General features: G+C 45.2%; 21 protein-coding genes. 13 read left to right on the top strand and 8 right to left on the bottom strand.

Annotated elements, in window-relative coordinates; translation table 11 throughout:
* Positions 1 to 168 precede the first annotated feature (168 nt).
* The 5 genes from Q0Z62_RS00805 to Q0Z62_RS00785 are packed head-to-tail and all read left to right on the top strand — an operon-like array spanning position 169 to position 4,768.
* Positions 169 to 1,083: an SPFH domain-containing protein gene (locus Q0Z62_RS00805; protein ID WP_269901746.1), complete on the top strand. Its 915-nt coding sequence runs from the start codon at positions 169 to 171 to the stop codon at positions 1,081 to 1,083.
* Positions 1,080 to 1,529 (top strand): NfeD family protein, encoded by a 450-nt coding sequence (locus Q0Z62_RS00800; protein WP_298050224.1) that lies wholly within the window; start codon positions 1,080 to 1,082, stop codon positions 1,527 to 1,529. Before Q0Z62_RS00805 ends, Q0Z62_RS00800 begins: the two co-directional genes overlap by 4 nt.
* Positions 1,530 to 2,084 (top strand): gamma carbonic anhydrase family protein, encoded by a 555-nt coding sequence (locus Q0Z62_RS00795; protein ID WP_269901748.1) that lies wholly within the window; start codon positions 1,530 to 1,532, stop codon positions 2,082 to 2,084.
* Positions 2,085 to 2,086: 2 nt separating this feature from the next.
* Positions 2,087 to 4,000: an FUSC family protein gene (locus tag Q0Z62_RS00790; RefSeq protein ID WP_298050223.1), complete on the top strand. Its 1,914-nt coding sequence runs from the start codon at positions 2,087 to 2,089 to the stop codon at positions 3,998 to 4,000.
* 45 nt (positions 4,001 to 4,045) lie between these two features.
* Positions 4,046 to 4,768 carry an endonuclease gene (locus Q0Z62_RS00785; RefSeq protein WP_298050222.1) on the top strand — a complete coding sequence of 241 codons (723 nt, stop codon included), beginning with the start codon at positions 4,046 to 4,048 and terminating at the stop codon, positions 4,766 to 4,768.
* Positions 4,769 to 5,224: 456 nt separating this feature from the next.
* Here Q0Z62_RS00785 and Q0Z62_RS00780 read toward each other — a convergent pair whose 3' ends face one another.
* Positions 5,225 to 6,439, bottom strand: a complete 1,215-nt coding sequence (locus tag Q0Z62_RS00780) for an MFS transporter (protein WP_298050221.1) — start codon at positions 6,437 to 6,439, stop codon at positions 5,225 to 5,227.
* 100 nt (positions 6,440 to 6,539) lie between these two features.
* Here Q0Z62_RS00780 and Q0Z62_RS00775 point away from each other — a divergent pair, with 100 nt between their 5' ends.
* The 3 genes from Q0Z62_RS00775 to Q0Z62_RS00765 are packed head-to-tail and all read left to right on the top strand — an operon-like array spanning position 6,540 to position 9,597.
* Positions 6,540 to 7,796, top strand: coding sequence for a MotA/TolQ/ExbB proton channel family protein (locus Q0Z62_RS00775; protein ID WP_298050220.1), 1,257 nt, complete (start codon positions 6,540 to 6,542; stop codon positions 7,794 to 7,796).
* 2 nt (positions 7,797 to 7,798) lie between these two features.
* A complete protein-coding gene (locus tag Q0Z62_RS00770) occupies positions 7,799 to 8,509 on the top strand; it encodes an OmpA family protein (RefSeq protein WP_298050219.1) in 711 nt (236 codons plus the stop codon).
* On the top strand, positions 8,506 to 9,597 hold the full coding sequence (locus Q0Z62_RS00765; RefSeq protein ID WP_298050217.1) for a hypothetical protein: 1,092 nt from the start codon (positions 8,506 to 8,508) through the stop codon (positions 9,595 to 9,597). Before Q0Z62_RS00770 ends, Q0Z62_RS00765 begins: the two co-directional genes overlap by 4 nt.
* Here the strand turns inward: Q0Z62_RS00765 and rlmF are convergent.
* Positions 9,594 to 10,469, bottom strand: coding sequence for a 23S rRNA (adenine(1618)-N(6))-methyltransferase RlmF (gene rlmF / locus Q0Z62_RS00760; protein ID WP_269901755.1), 876 nt, complete (start codon positions 10,467 to 10,469; stop codon positions 9,594 to 9,596). The genes Q0Z62_RS00765 and rlmF overlap by 4 nt on opposite strands.
* A gap of 105 nt (positions 10,470 to 10,574) precedes the next feature.
* Between rlmF and Q0Z62_RS00755 the strand changes: the two genes are divergently transcribed.
* The 5 genes from Q0Z62_RS00755 (at position 10,575) to Q0Z62_RS00735 (ending at position 18,315) form a co-directional block, all read left to right on the top strand.
* Positions 10,575 to 11,513, top strand: coding sequence for a LysR family transcriptional regulator (locus tag Q0Z62_RS00755; RefSeq protein WP_298050214.1), 939 nt, complete (start codon positions 10,575 to 10,577; stop codon positions 11,511 to 11,513).
* A gap of 167 nt (positions 11,514 to 11,680) precedes the next feature.
* A complete protein-coding gene (locus Q0Z62_RS00750; protein WP_298050212.1) occupies positions 11,681 to 15,337 on the top strand; it encodes a hydantoinase B/oxoprolinase family protein in 3,657 nt (1,218 codons plus the stop codon).
* A gap of 91 nt (positions 15,338 to 15,428) precedes the next feature.
* Positions 15,429 to 16,397, top strand: a complete 969-nt coding sequence (locus Q0Z62_RS00745) for a TRAP transporter substrate-binding protein (RefSeq protein WP_298050210.1) — start codon at positions 15,429 to 15,431, stop codon at positions 16,395 to 16,397.
* A 65-nt stretch (positions 16,398 to 16,462) separates the two neighbouring features.
* Complete coding sequence (locus tag Q0Z62_RS00740) at positions 16,463 to 17,014, top strand: TRAP transporter small permease (RefSeq protein WP_269901759.1); 552 nt, start codon at positions 16,463 to 16,465, stop codon at positions 17,012 to 17,014.
* The gene (locus Q0Z62_RS00735) at positions 17,014 to 18,315 is read left to right on the top strand and encodes a TRAP transporter large permease subunit (protein WP_298050207.1); all 1,302 of its coding nucleotides are present in this window, start codon (positions 17,014 to 17,016) and stop codon (positions 18,313 to 18,315) included. Before Q0Z62_RS00740 ends, Q0Z62_RS00735 begins: the two co-directional genes overlap by 1 nt.
* 52 nt (positions 18,316 to 18,367) lie before the next feature.
* Here Q0Z62_RS00735 and Q0Z62_RS00730 read toward each other — a convergent pair whose 3' ends face one another.
* The 6 genes from Q0Z62_RS00730 to sodC form a co-directional block, all read right to left on the bottom strand.
* Positions 18,368 to 18,772: a YchJ family protein gene (locus Q0Z62_RS00730; RefSeq protein WP_298050205.1), complete on the bottom strand. Its 405-nt coding sequence runs from the start codon at positions 18,770 to 18,772 to the stop codon at positions 18,368 to 18,370.
* 3 nt (positions 18,773 to 18,775) lie between these two features.
* Positions 18,776 to 20,545 (bottom strand): EAL domain-containing protein, encoded by a 1,770-nt coding sequence (locus Q0Z62_RS00725; protein ID WP_298050203.1) that lies wholly within the window; start codon positions 20,543 to 20,545, stop codon positions 18,776 to 18,778.
* Positions 20,542 to 23,184, bottom strand: a complete 2,643-nt coding sequence (locus Q0Z62_RS00720) for a GAF domain-containing protein (protein ID WP_298050201.1) — start codon at positions 23,182 to 23,184, stop codon at positions 20,542 to 20,544. The genes Q0Z62_RS00725 and Q0Z62_RS00720 overlap by 4 nt, the downstream gene beginning before the upstream one ends.
* 41 nt (positions 23,185 to 23,225) lie before the next feature.
* Positions 23,226 to 24,533 (bottom strand): PAS domain-containing methyl-accepting chemotaxis protein, encoded by a 1,308-nt coding sequence (locus tag Q0Z62_RS00715; RefSeq protein ID WP_298050199.1) that lies wholly within the window; start codon positions 24,531 to 24,533, stop codon positions 23,226 to 23,228.
* Between the two features lie 123 nt (positions 24,534 to 24,656).
* The gene (locus Q0Z62_RS00710; RefSeq protein WP_269901766.1) at positions 24,657 to 24,860 is read right to left on the bottom strand and encodes a hypothetical protein; all 204 of its coding nucleotides are present in this window, start codon (positions 24,858 to 24,860) and stop codon (positions 24,657 to 24,659) included.
* A gap of 50 nt (positions 24,861 to 24,910) precedes the next feature.
* Positions 24,911 to 25,441, bottom strand: coding sequence for a superoxide dismutase [Cu-Zn] SodC (gene sodC, locus Q0Z62_RS00705; RefSeq protein ID WP_298050195.1), 531 nt, complete (start codon positions 25,439 to 25,441; stop codon positions 24,911 to 24,913).
* Positions 25,442 to 25,542: the final 101 nt, after the last annotated feature.

The following is a 25,542-nucleotide window of genomic DNA, read 5'->3' as shown; positions in this document are numbered from 1 at the left end:
TTGATTTTACTAGCTGATTTCTATGTGCTTAATTTGCGGGCAGTTTTTTCTGACCTAAACGTTGATGTATAGGGCTAGCGCCCCTAATGATTGTTTTCTATTCTTGTGTTAATTGTCATCAAATAAGCCGATAATAGAGCATATAGGCTTATTTTCTTTGGAGGTGCTATGCACGAGTTATTGTCTTTCACCGGTTTTCTGGTGATGTTTGTGATCGTAGTTGTTTTTGCTGGTATTAAAGTGGTGCCACAGGGGCAGCAATGGACGGTGGAGCGCTTTGGTCGTTATACCCGTACGTTAGAACCAGGTTTGGGGTTAATTATTCCTTTTATGGATAAAGTGGGTCGTAAGCTGTCCATGATGGAATCGGTGTTAGATGTGCCATCACAAACGGTGATCTCTAAAGACAACGCTGCAGTAACAGCTGATGGGGTGGTTTTTTATCGTATCGTAGATGCCCCTAAAGCAGCATACCAAGTCGATAACTTAACCCATGCCATTATTAACTTAACGACAACAAACTTACGCTCAGTCTTGGGTTCTATGGAACTAGACAATATGCTGTCGAATCGTGAAAAAATTAATGAGCGTTTACTATTGGCGGTTGATGCGGCGACCTCGCCATGGGGGATCAAGGTCACACGTATTGAGATTCGTGATTTAAATATGTCAGACGAACTTCAAGAAGCCATGAATCTACAAATGACGGCAGAGCGTCATCGTCGTGCAGTAGTGACCAAAGCGAATGGTGATAAAGAGGCCGAAATCTTGCAAGCCGAGGGGATGCGTCAGGCAGCCGTACTACGGGCAGAGGGCGAAAAATTAGCAGCGATCTTAACCGCCGAAGCCCGTGAAAGAGAGGCGCAGGCCGAAGCACAAGCGACTCGTGATGTGTCTGCTGCAATTCGCGAGGGCGATGTACAGGCGATCCAATATTTCTTAGGGGTAAAATACGTAGAGGCCCTACAGGAAATAGGCAAATCGGATAATAGTAAATTGGTTCTTATGCCACTAGAGGCGGCTGGTGTAACGGGCGCAGTGGCGGGAATTAGTGAATTACTAAAGGCAACAAACGCAAAATGACCATAAGTGCTATCTTTGACTCCTATTGGTATTGGCTAAGTGCCGCTTTGCTTCTCTTTATCCTTGAGATCATAGCGCCAGGTGTATTCTTGATGTGGATAGGTCTGGGGGCGGCTGGGGTAGGGGTGTTTTTGCTGCTTTTTCCAGAGGCGCCTTTGGCCTTACAGTTGATTGCTTTGGCGTTCAGTGTAACGGCTGCTGTTTGCTTGGGAATGGTTTGGCAAAAGAAAAACCGAGAAACGCATCATCACGGCCTTAATCAAGGTCTAGAGAGTTATATCGGTCGCACGGCAATCGTTAGCCAAGATTTTGTCAGTGGTCAGGGACGAGTACGATTAGATGATAGTTTTTTTACTGCCCTTGCTAATCAACCGTTGGTTACAGGGCAGTCTGTGATCGTGATAAACGTAAACGAAACAGTTTTACAAGTTCAGGCAATCAGTTAAATGCAAAATATTCGTTCATTTCGACAGAAAACCCCGCAGTTAGACGCTCAGGTCTGGGTTGATCCTACTGCGGTTATTATTGGTGATGTGCAGATAGGGAAAGACAGTTCAGTTTGGCCCTATACCGTTATACGAGGCGATATGCATTCGATTCGTATTGGTCAGCGTTCCAGTATCCAAGATGGCAGTGTCTTACATATCACTCATGCAGGGCCTTTTAATCCAGATGGCTTCGCGTTGACTCTGGGTGATGATGTCACGGTAGGCCATCAGGTGACATTACATGGCTGCACCATAGGCAGTCGCATTCTTGTGGGGATGAGCTCAACCATTATGGATGGGGCCGTCATCGAAGACGACGTTATTGTGGGGGCGGGTAGTCTTGTGCCACCGGGCAAGGTGCTGCAAAGCGGTTATCTTTATGTGGGGCGGCCTGTAAAAGCCGTGCGCCCACTCACCGAAGCCGAGAAATCCTATTTTATATATACGGCAGCTAATTACGTAACCCTAAAAAATGAGTATTTGCTCGAGTATACGAAGCCACTTTCAGAATGACGATGAGCTCAAAAACATTTGCCTTAATTCAGTTAAATTCTGCTGCGATAAAAAAAGCCATGCTACTCGCCTTTTCAGCATGGTTTTCTTTTTTAATTGCGGTGCTGTTGGGGGTAGATAACTCTTATTGGGCTGCCATGCCAGTATGGGTAATTGCTCAGTCAACGCGAGGGCTCACCGTAGAAAGAGCCATTTATCGTATTATTGGCACGCTTATCGGTGCGGGTGCTGGTTTATTGATTTTGGCTACCGCCCAGCCTATCTGGCAATTGGTGCTAATGGCGGCGGTTATTTTTTGTAGCGCCGGCGCACTGCATTTGTTGGCGGGTGTGCGTAGCTACATGGCACTACTATCAGGGATAACGGTGTCTGTTGTGGTGCTGCCAGCACTATTAGCACCTGATCAAGCCTTTGATTTGGCTTGGGCTCGCATTCAATGCACATTAATTGGCGTGGTAGTAGGCACGCTAATAACGGGTTTAGGCACTCCCACTAGCGCTAGGCAGACCTTTTATAAACAAGTACGTCAATTGGCGTCGGATGCGGTGCAAACAGCGGTATTGATGCTAACGCATCAAGAGCAGCATAAAGTGGATCAAATGCTACGACGCGTTAATATGGATGTTTCTCAATTAGAGGCTCAGGCTGCTGCTATGGCAGCGGGGTCGGTTGAGGGGCATAAACGCAATGCGTATGTAGAGGCGCTTTTATTTGCAGCTCTAGAAACCTTGGCAGCAGCTCGGCAGCTGCATTGTCAGATTCATCGTGGCTTGCAAATATCTCCTACCGCTATTAAGCAATTAGAAGACTTTAGTTATCAGTTTGAACAAGGCATTGCTCTTGCTCCTTTGCGTAGACAAGATCCTGAGCTGATGCCCAATAAAGTCAGCTTGGCGCGATTGCGTCGAGCTTTAGGGCAAATGAAACGCGCCGAGGCAGCATTATTTGCAGACCGTTTTCCTTTTTGGCGTACAGGGGTGAGCTTACGTCGATTTGGCTCAGGGCGAGACTGGATTACGGCGCGACGTGTCGCCTTTGTATCCGCTACGGCTGGATTCAGCGCGGGCCTGATAGCCTATTTAACGCAAAGTCCTGCTTTAGAATTAGCCGCGACAGGTGTGTGTATTTTCTCTATGTTGCTTGGCTCTTTACCCCGTCCACATTTGATGGTTCGGTATGTGATAACCGGGGTGACAATAGGGGCTTTGTTGGCAGCTGGGTATAGGTTAGGAATACAGCCTTACGCTCAGGCCCCTTTCTGGATGGTGATGAGTCTATTGCCTTTTGTGCTGTTGGGTGGTTTGGCTAGGGCAAACCCGCCGACGACAATTCCAGCCTTAGATGCCATGATGTGTTTTTTGTTAGCCAGTCAGATGGGGATGCCAGCAGCCTCTTTGTCTCAGGTTGTTCAGGGCTCTGCAGCCCTAATTTTTGGGGCGGCGATGGTGTGTGGTAGCTTTTATTTGCTACCTAGGCAAACCGAGCAATGGGCTAGGACTATTATTCGTTTAATTATTAAAGATTTGCATGATGTCGTGCAGCAACGCCCCCCTCAGGGTGTTTCCCAATGGCGAGCTCGCATTTCCCGTCAATTGCTCAGCTTATTGCAATGGATGGGGGCGGAAACACCTAAAGGGTTACTGGGGCTGATGAACTTTGGTTATGGGGTGATTGCTTGGCAGCGCCTAACGGGACGAGAAACAGCGCATTATCAGTTGGGCTTACAGGTTCAAGCTATTTTGCATGATTTTGATCGAAAGCCAGAGGAAAGTCATGGGCGTTTATTGGCTCTAGCACAAAGCCTCTCTGATCCGCAATTGGCTTATGCTATCTATGACATAGCGGATGCATTAGACGAGTCCACGCCCGTTTTGTTTTTCTTGCATTCATCTACAGAAAAAACGAGAGTAAACTAAGTTTCGATTTTACCTCTGAGGAAAAAGACGGGTACACTATGCGCTATGAAACGCGTAGTCTCCCTCTTTTTTCTTTTATTCGTCGCACTTCCCTTATCCGCCACCGACTTGGTGAGCCGTAAAAACGAGGTCGGGCACCGTAATTTTACGCGCGCTAAGACATTGTTACCGGATGTGCATCAAGGTTTAAACCAAACATTCTACTGTGGTTGCTCTTATCAAGATAAAGAGGTTGACCACAGTTCTTGCGGCTATAGGGTTCGTAAAGATCCCCGTCGAGCAGGTCGGGTCGAGTGGGAGCATGTGGTCCCAGCTTGGGCTATTGGTCATCAACGCCAATGTTGGCAAGACGGTGGACGTGCTAATTGTTCTAAAAATGATCCGGTGTATGCCAAGGCTGAAGGAGATTTGCATAACCTCGTCCCCGCTATAGGGGAGGTCAATAATGACCGAGGTAATTTCCGATTTAGTGTATGGACTCAACAGCCACGTATGTATGGTCAGTGTCAGATGCTGGTGGATTTTAAAGGTCGTCGCGTTCAACCACCTGAAAATTCGCGTGGAAAAATAGCCCGAATCACATTTTACATGGTGAATGAATACAACTTAAATTTAAGTGCCCAAGAGCGTCGTTTGTATTGTGTGTGGGCTAAAGCCTATCCGGTGGATCGGTGGGAGCAAATTCGTAATCAGCGTATTGCCGCCATTCAAGGAAATGTGAACCCATTTATCTCTCAGCCAAACTTAATTGATCGGGTTTGTCGTTAGATTTTCAACTCTATTTCAAACAGATGAACGCAGTGTGGAAAAGAGTGGATATCTTTTTTGTCAAGACGTTTGGCTTCGGTTTTTTGCCTTAGTTTCCCTTGATTTTTTCCGTTAAATCATTTTTTCAAAAAATAGGTGAAAAATAATATATAGAGGGTTAGAAGAGAGTTTTTTTATTTAAGTTGTTGATTTTATGTGTAAATAATTTAAATGCTAGCTAGTCTTAGTAACGGGTTAGTGTCATATTTTTCTGAGTAAAAAGGCTGAAAAATAAATAGCTAAGGGTTTTTACTAGGGCATTTAAAACCAATAAAGTTATCCCCAGAACCTGTGGATAACCTTGTTGATAAGCTGTGGGTATTTTGCGCAAAACCGCACCAATGGCGAATCTGAGGTTCATTGTATAGTAATTAACACAAACGTCATATTTAGCCCACGCCCAGTCGGTCTAGTGGCTTAATCAGGTAGTTGGACTCGGCGCCAAGTTAAGAAAAACAGAGCAAGGCTTAGACTGCAAATAGAGAAGCAAAAAGCCGTTAAGGCAGTTTGCATTCCAAACTGATCGGCTAAATAACCAATGGCTAAAATCGGTAAAATAGCCCCTAAATAAGCAATAATTAAATAGCTTGATGTAGTAGCAGAGCGTTGCTCGGGTAGGGCAAGTCGATTCACAATACCCATGCCCGAGATCAGGCTTAATCCGTGACCCATAGCGATCAAGAGTACCGAGGCGCTAAATAACAGCACTGAGGCATGCCATAGATTAGCAACTAATAATAAGTTGCTAAGGGAAAAGCAGGCGAGGCCAATGAGTAGACTGCGCTTTAAAGGCCACTGGCGCACCAGCAACTGAAAGCCTGAAGACATAAAGAGAATAATCCCAATGGATAGGCCGCTGACGGCAGGGCCATGCCAAGGCACCATATCACGCATAAAGCTGGGTGCTAATGAGGCAAAGAGACTAAACATAGAAAAAGCAGTAAAAGCCGCCATGCAACCTAATAAAAAGGGCGCGCGTGCAGCACCAGCAGGAATGGCTAAGGAAGGTCGCCAGAACGCTTTTTGTTTAGGAGGATTCGTTGGTTTGTAGTCTTGCGCTGAAAGCATAAATAACGCAAAAATAGCGATGAGGCCCATTAGCATAGAGGGAATATAGCTAGACTGCAGAGGGAAATGAGCCCACTGAGCAATTAACCCCCCAATTACGGGGCCTAGGCCAAATCCAAAAGCAATTAATAAGCTTGTGGTGGCAGCTGCCCGCTGTAGGTCTTTAGAGCGATTGAGCCTCGTTAGACCGATAGAGGCAGAGGTAACGATCAGACTAGAAGCTAAGCCAATCAGAATACGGCTCAGCATAAATGACCAATAATCCCAAGCTATGGCAGATAAAATAATCCCAATGGTGATGGAAATCAGCCCACCACGCAACACCACAATAAAACCCCGTTGGTCACTAATACGCCCTAAAAAGAGTAGGCTGCTTAAGGCAGAAAACATATAAACCACGAACAGCAGCGTAATATCCCCAGCACTTAGGCTCCAGGCCTGTTGGTAAAGTGGGTAAAGTGGGCTAGCTAATGCCGTACCCATGACCCCGACAATCATGGCAAAACAGACCCAAAGATAGGGTTGTTGTTGTATTTTGATTTTGAGGCGATGGTAGGTATTCATAGATGGTGTAACAGTAAATATAAATAAATAGGATATCACGCTGCCCTTAGGGTGGTGCGCTTACAATACTCACTTTCGTTGCGTTTCTTGGTTTTTTACTATGTTCTCTGCTTTGATACAGGCTGGAGCACTGCAATTAGCAGCGCCCGTAGTTACAGATGTATTTTTATTGATTTTATTGTTGGTTTTCGTGTTGGCTTGTGTAATGGGCTTAAGGGCTAAACACGCCGAGTTTATTCACTATGCGCCTACCTTAATGACCTCGATTGGTATTTTAGGTACCTTTGTGGGAATTGTGCTGGGCTTGTTTCATTTTGATACGGATCAGATTGATCAGAGTATCCCTACTCTACTTGAGGGCCTAAAAACGGCTTTCATTACTAGCGTAGCAGGGATGAGCTCAGCCATGTTATTTAGTTTGATTGACTCATTATGGTTAAGTAAAAAACGGCGTTCCGTAGATGTCGATTTGCTGTCAGAGATCACCCCCGCTGATATTTATCAGGTCTTGACTGGACAACAGCAACTGATGGAGCAGCAGCACGGTCAGTTAGAGCGTGTCCTGGAACAACAAGCGCGCCATAATGAGCAACTACAACAGCGCTTAGGTAGCTGGCAAGAGGCACAGGAAAAACAAGCTGAATTATTTAGCCTTGATTTATGGCAACGTATGGATACGTTTAGTCAGATGTTGTCTAAGTCAGCCACAGAGCAGGTGATTGATGCCCTACGACACGTCATTGTTGATTTCAATAAGAACCTAACGGAACAGTTTGGTGATAATTTTAAAGCGTTAGATGCCTCTGTGCAGAAGCTCGTAATTTGGCAGCAGCAATACAAAGCTCAGGTAGACACCATGAGCGATCAATATCAACAAAGCGTCACAGCACTTTTAGAAACACGTAAAGCCGTCGCGGGCATTTGGCAAGAGTGCGCCAATATCCCGGCAGCAATGGATGATATTCGTGAGACCCTAGAGATAAATCAGCATCAAATTAAAGAGCTAGAACGACACCTAGAGGGTTTAGTCACAATACGTGAGGCAGCTGCAGCGGCAATTCCTACTATGCAAAGCCATGTCCTACAAATGAATGAGCAAGTGATAGGAACAGTGGCCCATCTAGAGCGTAGTGCTCAGGGATTTGAGCGTTATGTAACGGAAATCGTGACTAATACCGGCCAAAGCGTGAACACACAATTACAGCAACTAGAAACGGCAACAGCCCGTGAGATTCAAACGGCCATCGAGGAAATGGGGCGCTCTTTGGTGCAAATTACGACCCGATTTGTGGGTGATTACCAGTTAATGATGAATGCGATGAATACTGTTGTTCAGCAGCATAAGCGTCAGGGGTAGGTATGCAGAATATCGTTGGTAAAACTGTGCAGAAAAAGCAGAGTAACCAAGAGCACTGGTTATCCATGTCAGACTTAATGGCTGGTCTGATGATGGTGTTTTTGCTTATATCGGTGGCCTTTATGCGCTATGTCCAAGTAGAGCGAGACAAAATCAAAGAGGTTGCTGTGACATATCAAGAGTCACAAGTGGCTTTATATCAGCAATTAATGCTGGAGTTTGAGAAAGATTTATCTCGTTGGGATGCTCAGGTCGATAGTCATACATTAGAGTTTCGTTTTAATGCGCCTGAAGTGTTATTTGATATGGGGAAAATAGCGATTAAACCGCGTTTTCAAGAGATCTTAGATGATTTTTTCCCCCGATATATTCATGTCATTAAAGCGTTTAAAGACACGATCAGTGAGGTACGTATAGAGGGGCACACTAGCTCAGTCTGGAATCAACAGAGTAGTCCCGAAGAGGCCTATTTTAATAATATGGAGCTGTCTCAAGGCCGTACCCGAGCTGTATTGCAATATGTGTATAGTTTGCCTGCTGTCGCCTCAGAGAGAGATTGGATTAAAAAGCAGTTTGCGGCGGTGGGCTTTTCGTCCGCGCATATTGTTCTTGATGAATTAGGCAAGGAAGACGCAGAGCGTTCGCGTCGGGTTAGCTTTAAGGTATTAACAAATGCCGAGACCCAAATCCGTAAAATTATTGCGAATGAATGATGAAGCTGCATCTGGACTTTTCTGCATTGCATCAGTTAGCGCAAAAAATAGGTGCGCCGTCTGTACAGTTTGGGATTGATGCAGATCCCCGTGACTTTGATCCTATTGTGATTGGAGATGGTCGTGAGGTTCCTATTACCGAGGTAAGTACGGCAGGTGGTTTGTTGTCTTATAAGGGGCGACAAGTGGTGTTGTATATCAAGGACCATAGTCATAATTTTGATCGTGTCGTAGCGCAACCTAGCGAGGGTAATAAATTTCATTTAGCCCATTGCAGCACGCTAGCAGAGATGATTGATAAAAAGCGCTATGAACGGTATGTAGTAAAAAATAGCGTAGATCGGCTATTTACCATTAGCTCTACTCGCCCCCAAGAGCGTCAGACGCAGGTAAAGCTCCATGTGTGTAAAAACTGTCTCAACACATTGAACTATCAAGGGTATAAGACACAGGGAGCTAGACGCACTGAAATTGTAGATGAATTTGATTTGCAGCGATTTTTTGCAACATTTACGTCTTGCTTTAGACATAGCCCGAGTGGAGTGGAGCATGAGAGTGCACTATATACAACGGATTGGGCCGCCTTATCATTACCAATTAGGCCGTCATCTCAGTTTTGTTGTGCCGATTGTGGGGTTAACTGCAGCTCGCACTCATATCTGAGTCATGTTCGTCATAAAAACAGGGTATTAACAGATAACAACCCTGACAATCTAGAGGTGCTGTGTGCTGATTGCTGTCGCAAATCACAGCCTCAGTTTATGCGTGTAACACAAAAAGAAATGCGAACTATTCAGCAATTGCGCGCAGATCAAGGGTTATTTGCGATCAGCTCTTGGGCGGATGTATTGCGTCTGTGTGATCCGGCGTTGTATGGAGATGCTCACGAATTACGTGATAAAGGTTGGCCACCCCCCGTTTTGCACTATGCGGTACAAAATAGCCATAACAAAACTGTCATTCTGGATATGGCATGGCCCCAGCAAAAAAAAGCATTAAGCCTCTGGCCCGTAGGCATGATTCCTCAGTGGCAGATTTTTGGTTTCAGACAGATTAAGCTGCCAAAGCAAACCGTAGATAGAATTTAAAAACGCCAAGAAATAAAGCGACTTTTCTTTTGACCTTGAGCCATATCGATGGTTTGCACATCTGTAGCCCGAACATTACGTAATTGTTTATATAGGGCTGGCAAAATGGCTTCGCGAGATACGAGGCTACTAAAACAAGCGATTTGTCGTTTAACGTTGACACTTTGTTGAATCATGCGGCTAATAAATGCCAGCTCGCCGCCCTCGCACCATAACTCGTTGCTTTGGCCACCAAAATTACGTTGTCCTGATTGTTTGCCTAAGCCTTTCCATTTACGTTGATTCTGATGTGTAGCTTGTTCTGCAGAGCTAAAAAAAGGAGGGTTGCAAATCGATAGATCAAAGTGATCTGTGGGTAGAACGACCTGATTAAAAATATGTTCAGGATTAGGCTGGTGTCGTAATTGGATGAATTCTTGTAATTGATTTTTTTCGATAGTTTGCTTTGCAGCGGCAATGGCTTTTTTGTCAATGTCTACCCCTACAAAGGACCATTGGTATTCAGCTTGGCCTAACAGGGGATAGATGGTGTTGGCTCCTACACCTATATCAAGGACACGAGTCGCTGGCCCGGTCGGGATTACACCCTGATGGTGATCAGCTAACAAATCCGCGGCAGCATGAATATAGTCAGCTCGGCCTGGGATAGGCGGACAAAGATAATGCGCAGGAATATCCCAAAAGGCAACACCATAATCGGTGGCTAAAATGGCCGCATTTAATAGCTTCACAGCATGTGGATCAGCAAAATCAATGGTGTAATGCCCAACAGGATTAAGGCGTGTATATTTTTTGAGCTCAGGATAGGCAGCGTACAAGCGCTCAAAATCATAGTTGCCAGTGTGGCGATTGCGTGGATGAAATAAGGACATGGGAAATAGAGTCAACAATAAGGTCGTGGCTAGTGTACCGTGAAATCGAAAGCCACTTACAATAAGAAAATAGATGTAAACGCATTTTGTTCTAGTGGGGATTCGGTGAATATTCGATTTTTAGAAACCTTTGTGTGGGTGGCAAAACTGGGAAGCTTTAGAGCTGCAGCTAGCCAACTTCATTTAACTCAGGCTGCTATTTCTGGGCGGATTGCGGCTCTGGAAAATGATGTGGGCAAGAAAATATTCGAGCGTCATGGCCGACAAATGCGTTTAAACAGTGCAGGCAAGACGCTATTACATCATGCTGAGCATATTTTGCGCATTGAACATGATTTACGCCAAGAACTAACCGGCCCTACATTATTACGGGGGCGAGTTCGGTTAGGGGTGATCGAGTCCATTATTTATACCTGGTTTCCTCATTTTCTTGCGCAGCTGCAGCAACAACACCCCGATGTGGAGATAGAGCTGACGGTTGAATCGAGTCGTCGTTTGCATGACTTATTAAAACGTGGCTTAGTGGATGTAGCGATACAGACTGATCCGGTAATAGAGAAGGGCTTACGTAACACTCCTTTAGGTCGGTTTTCTTTATCATGGATGTTTGCTGCTAATACGGATCTGGTGTTGCCTACCGATTTAAATCAATTATTAAATGAATGGGCAATAGTTACTTTTCCTCGGTATTCCCAACCTCATTTATCCCTGTTGGAACTTTTGGAGAGTAAAGGAATTATGACCGAGCCTCGCATTCATTTTGCCTCGTCCATTGCAGCAGGTATGCAGCTATTGCAAACAGGGCATTGTGTAGGTGTGCTGCCTACAGCGGTATTTAATCATAAGGCGCAATCTGCCTTGTTTCGTGTGGCTAAACACTTGCCTGCCTTAACCGATATGCACTTAGTTGCTAGCTGGCGCCCAGAGTTAGTCACAGGTCTGAGTACCGAAATGGTTAAGTTAAGCTTAAGTGAGATGAAAAACTACTCGGCTCATAACGAATTTGCTTTTGCTGCTGCAGAACTCCCTGTTTTTCACTTATAGCGGGTTTTCCCCCATTAAAAATAGATAGAATAGGTCAAAGCATGGAAAAACTGGCGTTTCAATTGATAACTTTTTGTTATCGATTAGGGTAAATAAAAACGGCTTGAGTTTACAAAGAGGGCAACGCAAACTAAGCCTAGTCATTGTTTTTTTATATGGGATTAGACATGCAGCAAACGGCAGAAAATACGGGATCAAAACAAGAAAAATGGCAGTTTTGGGTGGATCGTGGTGGTACCTTTACTGACATCGTCGCTAAACAGCCTGACGGTGAGTTAGTCACTCATAAATTGCTCTCTGATAACCCAGAGCAATATCCCGACGCTGCCCTAGAAGGTATTCGCCGTTTATTAGGCTTGACTTCTGATCAACCTATTCCTAGCGAGCAGATCGAAGCAGTAAAAATGGGGACTACGGTTGCTACTAATGCATTATTAGAGCGTAAAGGTGACGATACCGTATTGTTTATCACCAAAGGATTTAGAGACGCCTTGCGCATTGGCTATCAGGCTCGCCCTCAGCTTTTTCAACGACATATTGTTTTGCCTGAATTGTTATATGGTGATGTGGTTGAGGTTGATGAGCGTGTACGGGCCGACGGTCAGGTAGAAGCGAGCCTAGACGTAGAAAAAAGCCGCGAGCAATTGCAGCACATGTTTGACAAAGGCTACCGTGCTATCGCTATTGTGTTGATGCATGCTTACCGTTTTCATGAGCATGAAAACCAATTAGCAGCCTTAGCCCGTGAAATTGGTTTTACTCAAATTTCAGTTTCACATCAAGTGAGCGCCCTCATGAAAATTGTGGGTCGTGGTGATACTACTGTTGTGGATGCCTATTTATCTCCAGTGCTACGTCGTTATGTGAACCGCGTTGCCAGTGAGTTAGATCAAGTTCGTTTGATGTTTATGCAGTCAAATGGTGGTTTGACCGCAGCAGATCAATTCCAAGGTAAAGATGCGATTTTGTCTGGACCTGCTGGCGGTATTGTAGGCATGGCCCGTATTGCCTCTGCGATGGGAGCCGATAAGCTCATTGGTTTTGATATGGGCGGCACGTCTACGGATGTATCGCATTATGATGGTGAGTTTGAACGCGTCTTTGAAACAGTGGTTGCTGGCGTACGTTTACGTGCTCCTATGATGAACATTCACACCGTTGCGGCAGGTGGTGGCTCGATTGTTCACTTTGATGGTAATCGTATGCGAGTGGGGCCACACTCAGCAGGAGCCTTTCCTGGACCAGTGGCATACCGCAATGGTGGGCCTTTAACGGTAACTGACTGTAATGTGATGTTGGGTAAATTACAGCCACAGTTTTTCCCTGCGATTTTTGGTGAAAAAGCAGATCAAGCCTTAGATGTGGCAGAGGTGCAGCGTCAATTCACTGATCTAGCCGCTGATATTGAGCAGAAAACAGGCTTGAGCTCTACTCCTGAGCAAGTGGCCGAGGGCTTCATTCAAATCGCTGTGGCTAACATGGCGAACGCAGTGAAAAAAATCTCGATTGAACGAGGCTATGACGTGAGCCAATACACCTTGGTGTCATTTGGTGGTGCGGGTGGTCAGCATGCGTGTTTAGTCGCTGATGCGCTCGGTATGCGTCGTGTATTAATCCACCCTTTTGCGGGTGTATTGTCTGCTTATGGTATGGGTCTAGCTGACATTACGGCGATGCGTGAAAGCAGTATTGAACTAGAACTAAATGCAGAGCACTTACCTGTTTGCGAGCAACGTTTGGATCAGTTGGCCCAAGATGCATGTGCAGAGGTATTGGCTCAGGGCGTAGCAAAACATCATATTCAAATTGTGCCGCGTGTGCATTTACGCTATGACGGAACCGATTCCGCTATTGTGGTGAACTTTGGCACGATTGATGACATGGTACAACAGTTCAATACGGCTTATTTACAGCGTTACAGCTTTTTAATGGCGGATCGTAATTTGGTTGTAGAGGCCGTGTCACTAGAGGTTATTGGCCAAAGTGGCGAGCAAGTGACGGCATCTAGTGCTACAGAACAGGCTGTGGCATTGCCCGAGGCGTGTACATCAGTCTCTGTGTTCTCTCATGATGAGCAGCATCAGACTCCCGTCTATGACCGCAGTGTGCTGCATAGTGGTATGCGTATTGTTGGTCCTGCGATTGTGTTTGATGCCAACGGTACCACAATGGTGGAGCCCGAGTGGCAGTTAGAGTTGCTAAGCGGTGGCGAAATGTTGCTATCCCGTATCAAAGCAAAGGCGCAAGCTGTCGCGATTGGTACAGATGTAGATCCCGTCATGCTTGAGATTTTTAATAATCTATTCATGGCGATTGCTGAGCAAATGGGCGTCACGCTAGCCAATACTGCTTTCTCCGTCAACATTAAAGAACGGTTAGATTTTTCTTGCGCATTGTTTGATGCTGAAGGGAACTTGATCGCTAATGCTCCGCATATGCCTGTGCATTTGGGCTCAATGGGGGAAAGTATTAAAGCGGTTATCAGTAAAAATGAAGGTCAGATGCAACCGGGGGATACGTATGTATTAAATGATCCCTATAACGGTGGTACACACTTGCCTGATATTACTGTGGTTACGCCAATCTTTGATGAAAGCGAAACAGAAATCCTGTTCTTTGTCGCCTCTAGAGGTCACCATGCTGACGTGGGGGGTATGACCCCGGGTTCAATGCCTCCGCACAGTCGTAGCGTGATCGAAGAAGGAGTCTTAATTGATAACTTCAAGCTAGTAGAAAAAGGGCAGATTCGTGATCGTGAGTTCCGAGAACTTCTTGCCTCAGGTCCTTATCCAGCACGCAATATCGATCAAAACTTGGCAGATATGCGCGCACAAATTGCGGCAAACGAAAAAGGAGTTCAAGAGTTACATCGTATGGTTCGTACCTTTGGTTTGGATGTGGTACAAGCCTACATGCAACACGTACAGAATAATGCTGAGGAATCGGTACGACGCGTGATTGATGCGTTGCAAGATGGTGAGTTCAGTTACGAAATGGATTGTGGGGCTCAGATTCGTGTGGCAGTCCGAGTCAATAATAAAGATCGTAGTGCTGTGGTGGACTTCACCGGAACTTCAGCTCAGTTAGACAGTAATTTCAACACGCCTAAAGCCGTATGCATGGCAGCGGTTTTGTATGTATTCAGAACACTAGTGAATGATGACATCCCGATGAATCAAGGCTGCTTAAAGCCCATTGAGGTCATTATTCCAGAGGCGTGTATGTTGAATCCACAATATCCTGCAGCCACAGTAGCCGGTAACGTGGAAACCTCACAAGCGATTACAGATACGTTGTATGGCGCCCTAGGAGTGATGGCGTCGTCACAAAGCACGATGAATAACTTTACCTTTGGTAATGAGACGTATCAGTATTACGAAACCATTGCAGGTGGTGCTGGAGCGGGCGTTATTTTACATGCCGATGGCAGCAGAGAGCTTTTCCCTGGAACAGATGTGGTTCAGACACATATGACGAACTCACGTTTAACAGATCCAGAGATTTTTGAGTGGCGCTATCCCGTATTACTAGAAGGCTTTGCTATTCGTCCTAATAGTGGTGGTGAAGGGGCCGTGAGGGGGGGGAATGGCGGTACACGTCGTATTCGCTTCTTAGAGCCTATGACAGCCTCCATTTTGGCTAACCATCGTCGCGTTGCCCCTTTTGGCCTAGCCGGTGGTGCAGCGGGAGAGGTGGGATCGAACTATGTAGAAAAAACGGACGGTGATCGCATCGAATTGGGGGCTACAGGTTCAATTGAAATGCAAGCTGGAGATGTATTTGTCATCCATACGCCAGGTGGCGGTGGTTTTGGTAAAAAATAATATCTTCGAATGTAGGGCTGATCCCCATTTTCGTTTTTTTGATTATTGATAATAATGGCCTATCCATTTTTGGGCGTAATTAGGAACATTTATGAAACTAAAACCAATTCTTATAGCGGGCGTTATGTTGGCCTTTTCTGCTAGCGCGGCACAGGCTGTGACATGGCGTATGGCCACGGCTTACCCCGAGGCAAACTTTCACACTCGTAATATTAATCAGTTCGTTAAAGAGATTGAACAAGGCACGGATGGCAAACTGCAGATCAATGTGCATGCTTCAGGCTCGTTAATCAAACCACCTGAGATTAAAAATGCGGTGCGCTCTCGCCAAATTGAAATGGGCGAGTTCCTGGTGTCTACCTTGGCAAATGAAAACTCTATTTTTGCTTTAGACTCGGTTCCTTTTATGGCTGTCTCCTACGAGGACTCTGCCAAAATGTATCAGGTCTCTAAGCCTTATCTAGAGGAAGTCTTTGCAAAGCAGCGCATGAAAGTGTTGTACTCGGTTGCTTGGCCGCCTCAGGGGCTTTATACAGAACGCCCTATAGAGAAAATTGAAGACTTAAAAGGTATGAAGGTACGTGCATACAGCCCCCAAACTGAACGATTTGCTCAGTTGGCTGGTGCTATTCCCACCCAAGTCGAGGCAGCTGATTTAGCTCAAGCTTTTACCACCGGTCGCGTTAATGCAATGGTGACGTCTAGCTCGACGGGCGTGAACTCAGCCGCTTGGGATTATTTAACGCATTACTACGATGTATCGGCTTTCTTGCCTAAAAATGTCGTTGTTGTCAATCAGGCTAGCTTTGATTCATTAGACAAAGATACGCAAAAAGTCTTGTTAGATGCCGCCGTGATTGCTGAAGAGCGCGGTTGGGAAATGTCCAAAGAGGAACACGATACACAGTTAAAAGCGCTTGCTGATAACGGTATTAAAGTCGAGGCAGGTAGCGAACAGCTCAATGCTGCATTCCGTAAAATTGGCGAAACCATGGCAGCAGAATGGAGCAAAGAGGCGGGCAAACAGGGTCAAGAGATTCTTGAGGCCTATCACAAATAAGCCATTCATAGCAGTTACTATCTCGACGCAGCGTAGGCCGCGTCGAGATTTTTTAAGGAAGTTTGATGCGCAAAAGTCTCGACAAGTTGTATGCGGTTAGCGGAGCCATCGCTGCTTTATCGCTAGTGCTAATTGTGATCATTGTATTTGGCCAGGTTGTGCTGAATTTTATTGATTTTATAGCTCAAAAAGTGGTGGGTAAAAGCTATGGGTTATTAATTCCCTCCTACGCCTCTTTTTCTGGATATGCCCTAGGGTTTGCAACATTTCTCTCTTTGGGGCTAGGGATTAGACGAGCTGCACATATACGAGTCACCTTGATCGAGGGCACACTAAATCCGCGGGTGCGTCGTTGGACGTTAACTATAGTGGCGTTACTTGGTGTGCTGATGGGGGGGCTTTTTAGTTGGAGCCTAGGGCAGTTGAGCTATGAGTCTTGGTTATGGGGTGATACTGCCACCGGATTGATTCGCGTTCCGTTATGGATTCCTCAATCTGTATTGACCATAGGGTCCATTATTTTTTGGATTGCAACCATAGATACATTCATCGAGATGCTGCGTGATCAGCAATCTTCTGCGTTACGTGCTGTAGATCCTGTAGAGGAGGGCATGTAATGTCCGATTTAGTACTTTCAAGTATTTTAATTGTTACCTTGATTGGTAGCTTGGCTTTGGGCGTATGGGTGTCATTGGCCTTGTTTGTAACGGGTGTAGCAGGGATCTTTTTATTCTCTAGCGCTCCGATCACTAATGTGATTGCCACCAATGTCTGGAGCACTTCATCAGAGTGGTCTTTAGCTGCTTTACCGCTTTTTATCTGGATGGGTGAGATTCTCTTTCGCTCACGTATGTCTAAAGACTTATTTACGGGCTTAGCGCCGTGGATGCGATCTTTACCTGGTGGGTTAGGGCATGTAGGGATTTTAGCTTCAGGTATTTTTGCAGCGGTTAGCGGCTCATCCGCAGCAACCTGTGCCACCGTAGCTAAGGTTGCCGTGCCTGAGCTTAAAGCCAGAGGCTATGATGAAAAATTAATTCTAGGGACAATTTCAGGGTCGGGTACGCTAGGGTTGTTGATTCCACCCTCTATTATTTTGATTGTGTACGGGGTTTCAGCCGAGCTATCTATTTCTCGATTATTTATTGCTGGAGTTATTCCAGGCATTATGATGATCGTGTTGTTCATGGCATATGTATCCATTTGGTCTTTACGTAATCCAGATAAAGTTCCTGCTAAAGATCCACCATTAAGCTTTAAAGAAAAAATACGCGCTACACGTACTTTGTTACCTGTGACCTTGCTTATTTTAGGGGTGATCGGATCAATTTATTTAGGGCTTGCTAGTCCCACTGATTCTGCGGCGGTTGGGGTAGTGATCGCGTTATTATTAAGTTGGTCATTTGGTGATTTGAACTGGAAAAATTTCAAAGAAAGCCTAATTGCCGCGACGTTGTCCTCGTCCATGATTGCATTCATTTTGGCTGGGGCCTCTTTTTTAACCATTGCCATGGGGTATTCCAATATTCCTATTACCTTGGCGCGCTGGATTGGTGACTTGGGTCTGAACCATTACATGCTCTTAGCTGTACTGACTGTATTTTTCATTATTCTAGGTAGCTTTTTGGATGGTATTTCCATTGTGGTGTTGACCACCGCCATCTTGATGCCCGCTGTTCAAGCCGTAGGTATTGATCCTATTTGGTTTGGGGTTTATTTGGTTTTGGTTGTTGAAATGGCGCAAATTACGCCACCAGTCGGTTTAAACCTATTTGTATTGCAGGGTATGACAGGTAAAAATATTGTTTATTTATCTAAAGCATCCATGCCGTTTTTCTTTTTGTTAGTACTCGGGGTGATTTTAGTTATCGTGTTCCCAGACATTATTCTTCTATTGCCAAAGCTGATGTACAACTAAACCTTGCTATATCGCCATAAAAAAACCACGCTAGATAAAAATAGCGTGGTTTTTATTTGTATAGAGGTCGTTTATTAAATGAACCATCTACATAGAGCCACTGGTTATTTTCTAGCACAAATTGGCTAATTTCGTGTAAACGAGAGGCTTTACCTTGTAAACGATGACGAGCGACAAACTCGACTTGCTGTGTGGTAGGACTAAGTATCAGATGCTTTTTAATTTCTAAGCCTAACCACTTACCCCCAGTGGGATTAGGTTCTAGCCCTGTAGGTCGAGTACTGGGATGCCAAGTGGCCAGTAAATAGTCCAATAAGTCTAGAACAAAGGCACTATATCTGGAGCGCATTAATTGCTCAGCATCCGGGGCTTGTAAGTATAAATCGCCCTGATGCCAACGCTGGCAGCATTGGGCATACGATTTATGGCTTTGGCAAGGACAAGGAGTATTCAGCATGGCTTAGTTTTTAAAATAGTCGGTTTGTGAAAAACCAGTAGCAGCCAGTTTAAGCATGGTGCTTTCATTGAGAGGGGGTGAGAAAATAAATCCTTGCACTAAATCACAGCCCATCGCACGTAATAAATTCAACTGTGCTGATTCCTCAACGCCTTCGGCGACTGTCATAAATTCAAAATGACGAGCCATATCAATCACGGTGCTGGTTAGCCGTTGATCTTGGGCATTGCAATGCATCTCTTTGATAAAGGCACGATCTATTTTTAGGACTGAAACAGGCAGAACTTTTAGATAGGCCAATGAAGAGTAGCCAGTTCCAAAATCATCAATTGCAATGCGTAAGCCAGCTTGAGATAAGGCCTGTAGTTGGCGCATGGCGAGCTGCATATCTTGCATTAAGCCTGATTCGGTGACTTCGATTTCTAACACATAGGGAGGAAGTCCGGATTGGCTTACTGTTTTAATTAACCATTCAGCAAAGTCGTGCTGCATTAGCTGTGAGCTAGCAACGTTCACTGCAACAGTAAAAAACTCATCAACTTGTTGTTGTTCACGCCAACGCGAAATGGCTTGAATGGCTTGCTTAATAACCCATTTACCAATGTGAATAATATCACCACTGGCCTCTGCTGCAGGAATGAACTCCACAGGAGAGACCCTTCCTAGTACGGGGCTTTCCCACCGCAATAACGCCTCTACACCTCGAACTTGCCCGTTACGTACATCTACTTTAGGTTGATAGAGTAAGTGAAATTCATTGCCTTCGATAGCTTGATGTAAAGCATCACGAACGTGAATTTTACGCATCAAAGCATCTTCTAGCTCTTGGCTATAGCACTGCCAGAGTCCGTCTGTGGAGGGCAGGGCTACTGCGGCTCTGCGTATGGTTTGTTCAGGGCTATCAGAGGGGTGCAGTTGGCTGATGCCAATGCGAGCACGTACATGTAATAGTAGTTGCCCTAAACGTAATGGGGCTTGAATAGTGTCAAGCAAGCATTGGGCGATCAATGCTACAGAGAGGGCGGGTGTAGATGAGTCTTCACATAAAACAACCCACTTATCGCTCCCCCAAACTCCGAGTAGGGCTATGGGTATCTCTGTGATCGAGTTGAGGAGTAAAGAGGTTTTGCAAAGAGTCTGATCTACCACCTCATAACCGTGTAAGCGGGCTATTTCATCTAAGCCTTCTAGCGCAATAAAGAAAGCAAAAGCGTCTTTTTTGTCGGATTGTAAGGTGAGTAAGTGCTCAAGAATCACATGTCGATTGGGTAGTTCGGTTACTGGGTCTTGACGCGAACGTATTGCAAGCTCGGTGGTGCGCGCTTGGACTAGCTCTTCAAGTAAATTCGCTCGCTCTGTGCGCTCTACCAGTAAACGTTGTAGTTGCAGAGTATTGTGAATACGCTGCAAGACTTCAATATGATTAAATGGCTTAGTTAAAAAATCTTGGACACCAAGTTCTAACGCATCATGACGAGTGGTTTCATCGATTTGAGCCGTCAAAATAATGACAGCTGGGGCTTTGTCACCCATCGTGTGATTGAGTCGTTGTAACAACTCTAATCCGCTCAGACCAGGCATTCTAATGTCGAGCAGAATTAAGTCAGGGCGTTGACGTTGCACTCTGTCTTCTACTTGAAGCGGGTTACACATACCTTCTATGTTGGTATAGCCTTCATCTTCAAGGAGGTCCATGAGTAGCTCTACATTCACGGGGTTGTCATCAACGACTAGAATGTCTGCCTCACTAAATAACTGGGCAACGATAGTCATGAATGATCCTTTTGGGTCAAGATTTTTTTCAGGTGTTGAGTCATTTCATCTAAGTTAAACGGTTTTATATAAAAACCAATAAAGCCAGCTTCCTCCGCACATTTGATATCTTGGGGTGCAGAGCTAGCCGAAATAGCTAAGACAGGAATAGCAGAGGTGAGTGGGTTTTGCTTCAGCATACGTTGGGCTTGAAAGCCATTCATTCCTGGTAAATCAATATCCATAAGAATGAGATCTGGTGGGTCAGAACAAGCAACTTCAAAGCCAATCTCAGCCGAGTACACGCATTGCAAATGAACCCCAATAATTTCACTACAGAGATCTTGCATAAGACGTTGGTTTTCAGGGTTGTCTTCGATATACAAGACTTTGTATTGATGACTATCTGCCGTAGGGGTGCTTAATGTCGTCGTTTCGGTCGTGTCTATCGTTGGATTAGAACAAACCGAGGTAATCGGTAAATCAAACCAAAATAGACTGCCCTCATTCGGATTGGATTTAACATACACGTCACTATTCATCAGGCGGGCTAGTTTGCGTGTAAGAGCCAGCCCAACCCCTGTGCCTTCTATGCTTCCTGTTTCTGCCCCTAATCGGTTGAAAGGCTCGAATAAAGAGTCAAGGTGGTCCGCAGCAATACCAATACCTGTATCTTGAATGCTAAAACGCATGAGTCCATCTATAGCTACGCAAGATAAGGTGATAGAGCCATTCGGTTTATTATATTTGACGGCATTACTGAGTAAATTGATCAGAATTTGCTTTAGACGGGTGTAGTCAGCTTGTACAAAATAGGTATGTGTTTTATCGACAATAATATCTAACTGTAATTGCTGCTCTAAAGCCAAAGGGCGAATAATTTCTGCAGTTTCATCAATTAACTCTTGTAGTTTAATTGGTTCCAAAGAGACTTGTGTATGACCTGACTCAATACGAGCTAAGTCTAAAACCTCATTGATTAAGTTTAATAAGTGGCGGCCACTACGTAGAATTTGGTCGACCTGACGTTGTTGGCGCTCGGAAAGAGGCTGTCGTCCATTCGCTAATAGCTGAGCAAAACCTAATATGGCATTTAATGGTGTACGTAGCTCATGGCTCATGGAGGAAAGAAAGTCCGTTTTGGCTTGGCTAGAGAGTTCAGCAGAGTCTTTAGCCACTTTAAGTTCTTCCGTAAAACGTTGCTGCTCACTGAGTTGTCTATAAAGATTAATGAGTAATGCACAGGTAGAGGTAAAAGGCTCTAACCACTGAACTAAGGCTTCGTCATAATCTTTTTTGCCATTTGCAATGGCATACATACCAATGAGTTCACCGCGATCAATAATAGGCACACCTAAATAACGGTATAAGGGAGGATGCCCCGGGGGAAGGTTTCCACCGCGTGCATCTGTTTCCATGTTATTACTTAGTACCATTTTCCCCTGAGTAAACACCTGACCCAACATGGTATTTGGACCGGTTAAGAGCATCTGTCCACTACGTAATTCCTCCATCAGCTTACGAGAGGCTTCGTTCCAGGATAAGTCACTGATAGCATGGATTTTTAGGGCTGATTTGCCATTTTTGGGAATAACCTCACCAATTAAAGCATAATCACTGCCCGTTAGCTCTTGTAAGGCTTCTTGTAAAAAACCCCACAGAGTATTTCCAGACAATAAGGCTCTGTAGTCAGTGAGGCCACGGTGTAATACCTGTAGTAGAGCGCGCTCTTGCGCTTCTCTTTCTCTGGCTGCGACAACTGCTCGTAAATCGGACAAAATACCAATAAATTCACGCGCCTCTGGTGCAGCTTGAGCATGCCCATACTGCACCTCACTGACGGCTAAGTGTACAGGGATGGTAGAGCCATTTTTATGCAAAGCCGCAACTTCACGCCCAGTACCTATAATGGTTTTGTTGCCTGTAGTTTGATAGGCTGATAAATAGCCATCATGGTGGTCACCCCAACGAGCAGGCATTAGCATTTTTACGTTTTGCCCTAATAGCTCATCACGTTCATAACCGAGCATATGTAGGGCTGAGTTATTGACCTGTAGCATCGAGCCACGACCATCAATACGAATAATTCCAGCAGCAGCGCCCTCAATAATGGCCTCATAACGAGCATTAGTTGTGATGCGAGCTTTGGAAAGATGGGCTAATTGAATAGTGCGATAATGCAAATGAATTAGCTGCTCAACCTGGCGTGCTAATAATGTAAGCCGGTGTTGATCTTTAGGAGTGAGGTGTCGGGGCTTGTAATCCAGTAGGCAAAGCGTACCTAGCATCAAGCCATTTTCGGCTCGTATAGGCGCTCCAGCATAAAAGCGGATAAAGGGTGAATCAGTCACCAAAGGGCTAGAGGTTGACTCTGAATCTAGCAATGTATCTTCAATGACCAGCAGTTGATCGGCGGTAATGGCTCGACAGCAAAATGAACCCTTACGAGGTAATTGCGTGATATTTAAGCCTACGCTGGACTTAAACCAAGCGCGATCTGCGTCAACTAAAGATACGATCGAAATAGGCACATCAAATAGATTGGCAGCGATTTGCGTTAAATTATCAAACGCAGGATCATTGAGGGTGTCTAGAATTTCGAGGTGAGCGAGAGTTTCTAGTCTTTCTTGTTCTGTTTTAGGCAAAGATACCTTTGTCATAGAAAACCTCTTGAGGTGGAAAGCGTAATGGTATACATCTGTTATTTGCTGCCCAGGGTGTCAGCAACCTGCTCTATGGCATGGACGACTTTACGCGCATCATTTTGAATCGTGTGCATGATGACGCCAGCTTGTGTAGCCATTGTTACACCCTGTTCTACACTACGTTGATTGTTTTGCATCTGCAAAACAGCATTTTTAGTGGAAACTTGGTTTTGTCGCACAACATCAGAGATCATAAGTGTTGCTTGATGAGTACGTGCGGCTAGCCCTCGAACCTCATCAGCAACCACAGCAAACCCTCTACCTTGTGGACCCGCATGGGCGGCTTCAATGGCAGCATTTAGCGCTAATAAATTAGTCTGCACTGCAATGTCTTGGATGCTATTGACTAGTTCACTGATCTTTGCTGACTGAATGCTTAGGTCCGAAATGGCTTCTGCCGTTTGGTTTAAACTGACAGCAATGTCTTGTACCATAGATGCGGTTTGCGTAACACTAGAGGCTCCTTGCTCTGCGCTATTGTCTGTTTGACTTGCAATCTGCATGGCTAATAAAGCCGCATTGGACTCAGCATGGCGTTGTTCTACTTGGGCGGTAATATTACTTGCGATTTTGATCACGCCGTATAAGCGATCTGTAGCATCATATAAGGGGTTATAGGTAGCACGTAGCCAGACCTTTTTTCCGTGCTTATCAATGCGCTCAAAGCGATCTGAGATAAACTCACCACGGTTTAGTTTTGCCCAAAAAGCGGAATATTCAGGACTGGCGGTATAGGCTGGACTACAAAACATCGCGTGATGTTGCCCTAGAATTTCATCAATAGAATAATCCATTGTTTTTAGAAAATTTTCATTGGCACTAATGACTAAGCCATCTAATGAAAACTCAATAACGGCCATTGACCTGTCAATCGCAGTCATCACGCTATGTTCTGCTTGTTCACGTCGAATTTGTTCGCTAATGTCAGTCGCGATTTTAATGATACGCACGACGCTGCCATTTGAATCAGAGACGGGGATATAACTCGCCTCAAGCCAGATTTCCTCTCCTGCTTTATTGATTCGTACAAATCGATTGCTCCGGCTTTCTCCTGCCGCTAATCGGTTCCATGCTTGTTGATAGCGCGGGCTTTGGTAAATGTCAGGCGAGCAAAATAACCGGTGATGTTGATGCTCTAGCTCTTGGGGCGAATAGCCCATTAACTCACAGAATGCATTATTAGCGGTAAGAATAGTGCCGTTAGGAGTGAACTCAATAACAGCCATCGTCTTACGAATGGCTGTAATAATTTGTTGCGCTTGTTTGGATGAGGTAATGGGTAGTTTATTTTTGGAAAAAAGCAATTGAAACGCTCCCAGCGGGGCTCAAAAAAGGGGTAGTTGAGCCCATCATGTATAGATGTACATGCTTAACGTCTTAGGGGGATCAAGCTGCTGATCCCCCTTTTTACCGAATAGGTATTGGATTTAAGCTGTTACATGAATGTTGGTTCCAACCATACCGCCTTGGGCTAGTGGTTGTGGGCCCGTGGCAGAGTTAATGAGACTCAATACACTGTCAGCCTGATTATCCAACACTTTTCTAAGTAGCAGATTGTCTTTCTCTTGGACAGCATTCCAGTGCTGTAGAGAAAGGGCTGCACCAACAGTACCTTCGATTGATCCTGACATAACAGACTCCTTTTGTTTGTTAGTGGATAAATACAGTATACCTTTAATTGTTAATTAATTACTCCGCAAGCCATTCTAGGGCCTCCGCCCCCAAGCGGTTTAGGATGATCGGAGTGATTGTCGCCACCTTCATGAACCATGAGTGAGTGGCCGCGTAAGTCTTCAATATTTTTTAGGCGTGGCGCCAATACTGGTTGGGCAGCTTCTCCATTGTCGGCGACATAGAGTGGGGGTAAATCACCTAAGTGACCTGTGCCCCAAGGCTCTCCATGAATGCCCGTTTTTTCTGGGTCCCAGTGCCCTTTAGCCGCCCCTGCAGGCACCATTTTTCCATCTTGTTCACTAGGGTCACAACTGGGGGCTTCATGGATATGGAAGCCATGTAGCCCAGGACTGAGCCCTTGTAGAGCAGGAGTAAAGACCAGTCCATAGTCAGATGGACTGACTACCACCTCTCCTATGGGCTGAGACGCCCCTTTTTCATCGACTAGATGCATAGGAATCATCAAAGTGTCAGCATGAGCGGCTGCGCTTAACCCTAAGGCGGCCCCAATTAAGGCGGTGGATAATTGTTTTTTCATCTAAAAGTCTCCTGAGAACGTCATGATACGTAATTAGTAATACGTTATTTTGAGGTCTTTAGCAGTAAAATAACACATCCAATTGCAAATTGCGGTACAGG

Source organism: uncultured Paenalcaligenes sp., from assembly GCF_947630565.1.
GTDB lineage: Bacteria > Pseudomonadota > Gammaproteobacteria > Burkholderiales > Burkholderiaceae_B > Paenalcaligenes > Paenalcaligenes faecalis.
Note: the sequence above shows the minus strand (reverse complement) of the source record. Positions and strands in the feature narration are given on the sequence as shown.

What these genes read in the sequence shown, in the direction of transcription:
- Q0Z62_RS00785 (WP_298050222.1), top strand. Translation starts at nt 4,046, where the DNA reads ATGAAACGCGTAGTCTCCCTCTTTTTTCTTTTATTCGTCGCACTTCCC.
- Q0Z62_RS00770 (WP_298050219.1), top strand. Translation starts at nt 7,799, where the DNA reads ATGCAGAATATCGTTGGTAAAACTGTGCAGAAAAAGCAGAGTAACCAA.
- rlmF (WP_269901755.1), bottom strand. Translation starts at nt 10,469, where the DNA reads ATGTCCTTATTTCATCCACGCAATCGCCACACTGGCAACTATGATTTT.
- sodC (WP_298050195.1), bottom strand. Translation starts at nt 25,441, where the DNA reads ATGAAAAAACAATTATCCACCGCCTTAATTGGGGCCGCCTTAGGGTTA.
- Q0Z62_RS00790 (WP_298050223.1), top strand. Translation starts at nt 2,087, where the DNA reads ATGAGCTCAAAAACATTTGCCTTAATTCAGTTAAATTCTGCTGCGATA.
- Q0Z62_RS00710 (WP_269901766.1), bottom strand. Translation starts at nt 24,860, where the DNA reads ATGTCAGGATCAATCGAAGGTACTGTTGGTGCAGCCCTTTCTCTACAG.
- Q0Z62_RS00805 (WP_269901746.1), top strand. Translation starts at nt 169, where the DNA reads ATGCACGAGTTATTGTCTTTCACCGGTTTTCTGGTGATGTTTGTGATC.
- Q0Z62_RS00800 (WP_298050224.1), top strand. Translation starts at nt 1,080, where the DNA reads ATGACCATAAGTGCTATCTTTGACTCCTATTGGTATTGGCTAAGTGCC.
- Q0Z62_RS00735 (WP_298050207.1), top strand. Translation starts at nt 17,014, where the DNA reads ATGTCCGATTTAGTACTTTCAAGTATTTTAATTGTTACCTTGATTGGT.
- Q0Z62_RS00730 (WP_298050205.1), bottom strand. Translation starts at nt 18,772, where the DNA reads ATGCTGAATACTCCTTGTCCTTGCCAAAGCCATAAATCGTATGCCCAA.
- Q0Z62_RS00720 (WP_298050201.1), bottom strand. Translation starts at nt 23,184, where the DNA reads ATGACAAAGGTATCTTTGCCTAAAACAGAACAAGAAAGACTAGAAACT.
- Q0Z62_RS00740 (WP_269901759.1), top strand. Translation starts at nt 16,463, where the DNA reads ATGCGCAAAAGTCTCGACAAGTTGTATGCGGTTAGCGGAGCCATCGCT.
- Q0Z62_RS00780 (WP_298050221.1), bottom strand. Translation starts at nt 6,439, where the DNA reads ATGAATACCTACCATCGCCTCAAAATCAAAATACAACAACAACCCTAT.
- Q0Z62_RS00765 (WP_298050217.1), top strand. Translation starts at nt 8,506, where the DNA reads ATGATGAAGCTGCATCTGGACTTTTCTGCATTGCATCAGTTAGCGCAA.
- Q0Z62_RS00775 (WP_298050220.1), top strand. Translation starts at nt 6,540, where the DNA reads ATGTTCTCTGCTTTGATACAGGCTGGAGCACTGCAATTAGCAGCGCCC.
- Q0Z62_RS00725 (WP_298050203.1), bottom strand. Translation starts at nt 20,545, where the DNA reads ATGACTATCGTTGCCCAGTTATTTAGTGAGGCAGACATTCTAGTCGTT.
- Q0Z62_RS00795 (WP_269901748.1), top strand. Translation starts at nt 1,530, where the DNA reads ATGCAAAATATTCGTTCATTTCGACAGAAAACCCCGCAGTTAGACGCT.
- Q0Z62_RS00745 (WP_298050210.1), top strand. Translation starts at nt 15,429, where the DNA reads ATGAAACTAAAACCAATTCTTATAGCGGGCGTTATGTTGGCCTTTTCT.
- Q0Z62_RS00750 (WP_298050212.1), top strand. Translation starts at nt 11,681, where the DNA reads ATGCAGCAAACGGCAGAAAATACGGGATCAAAACAAGAAAAATGGCAG.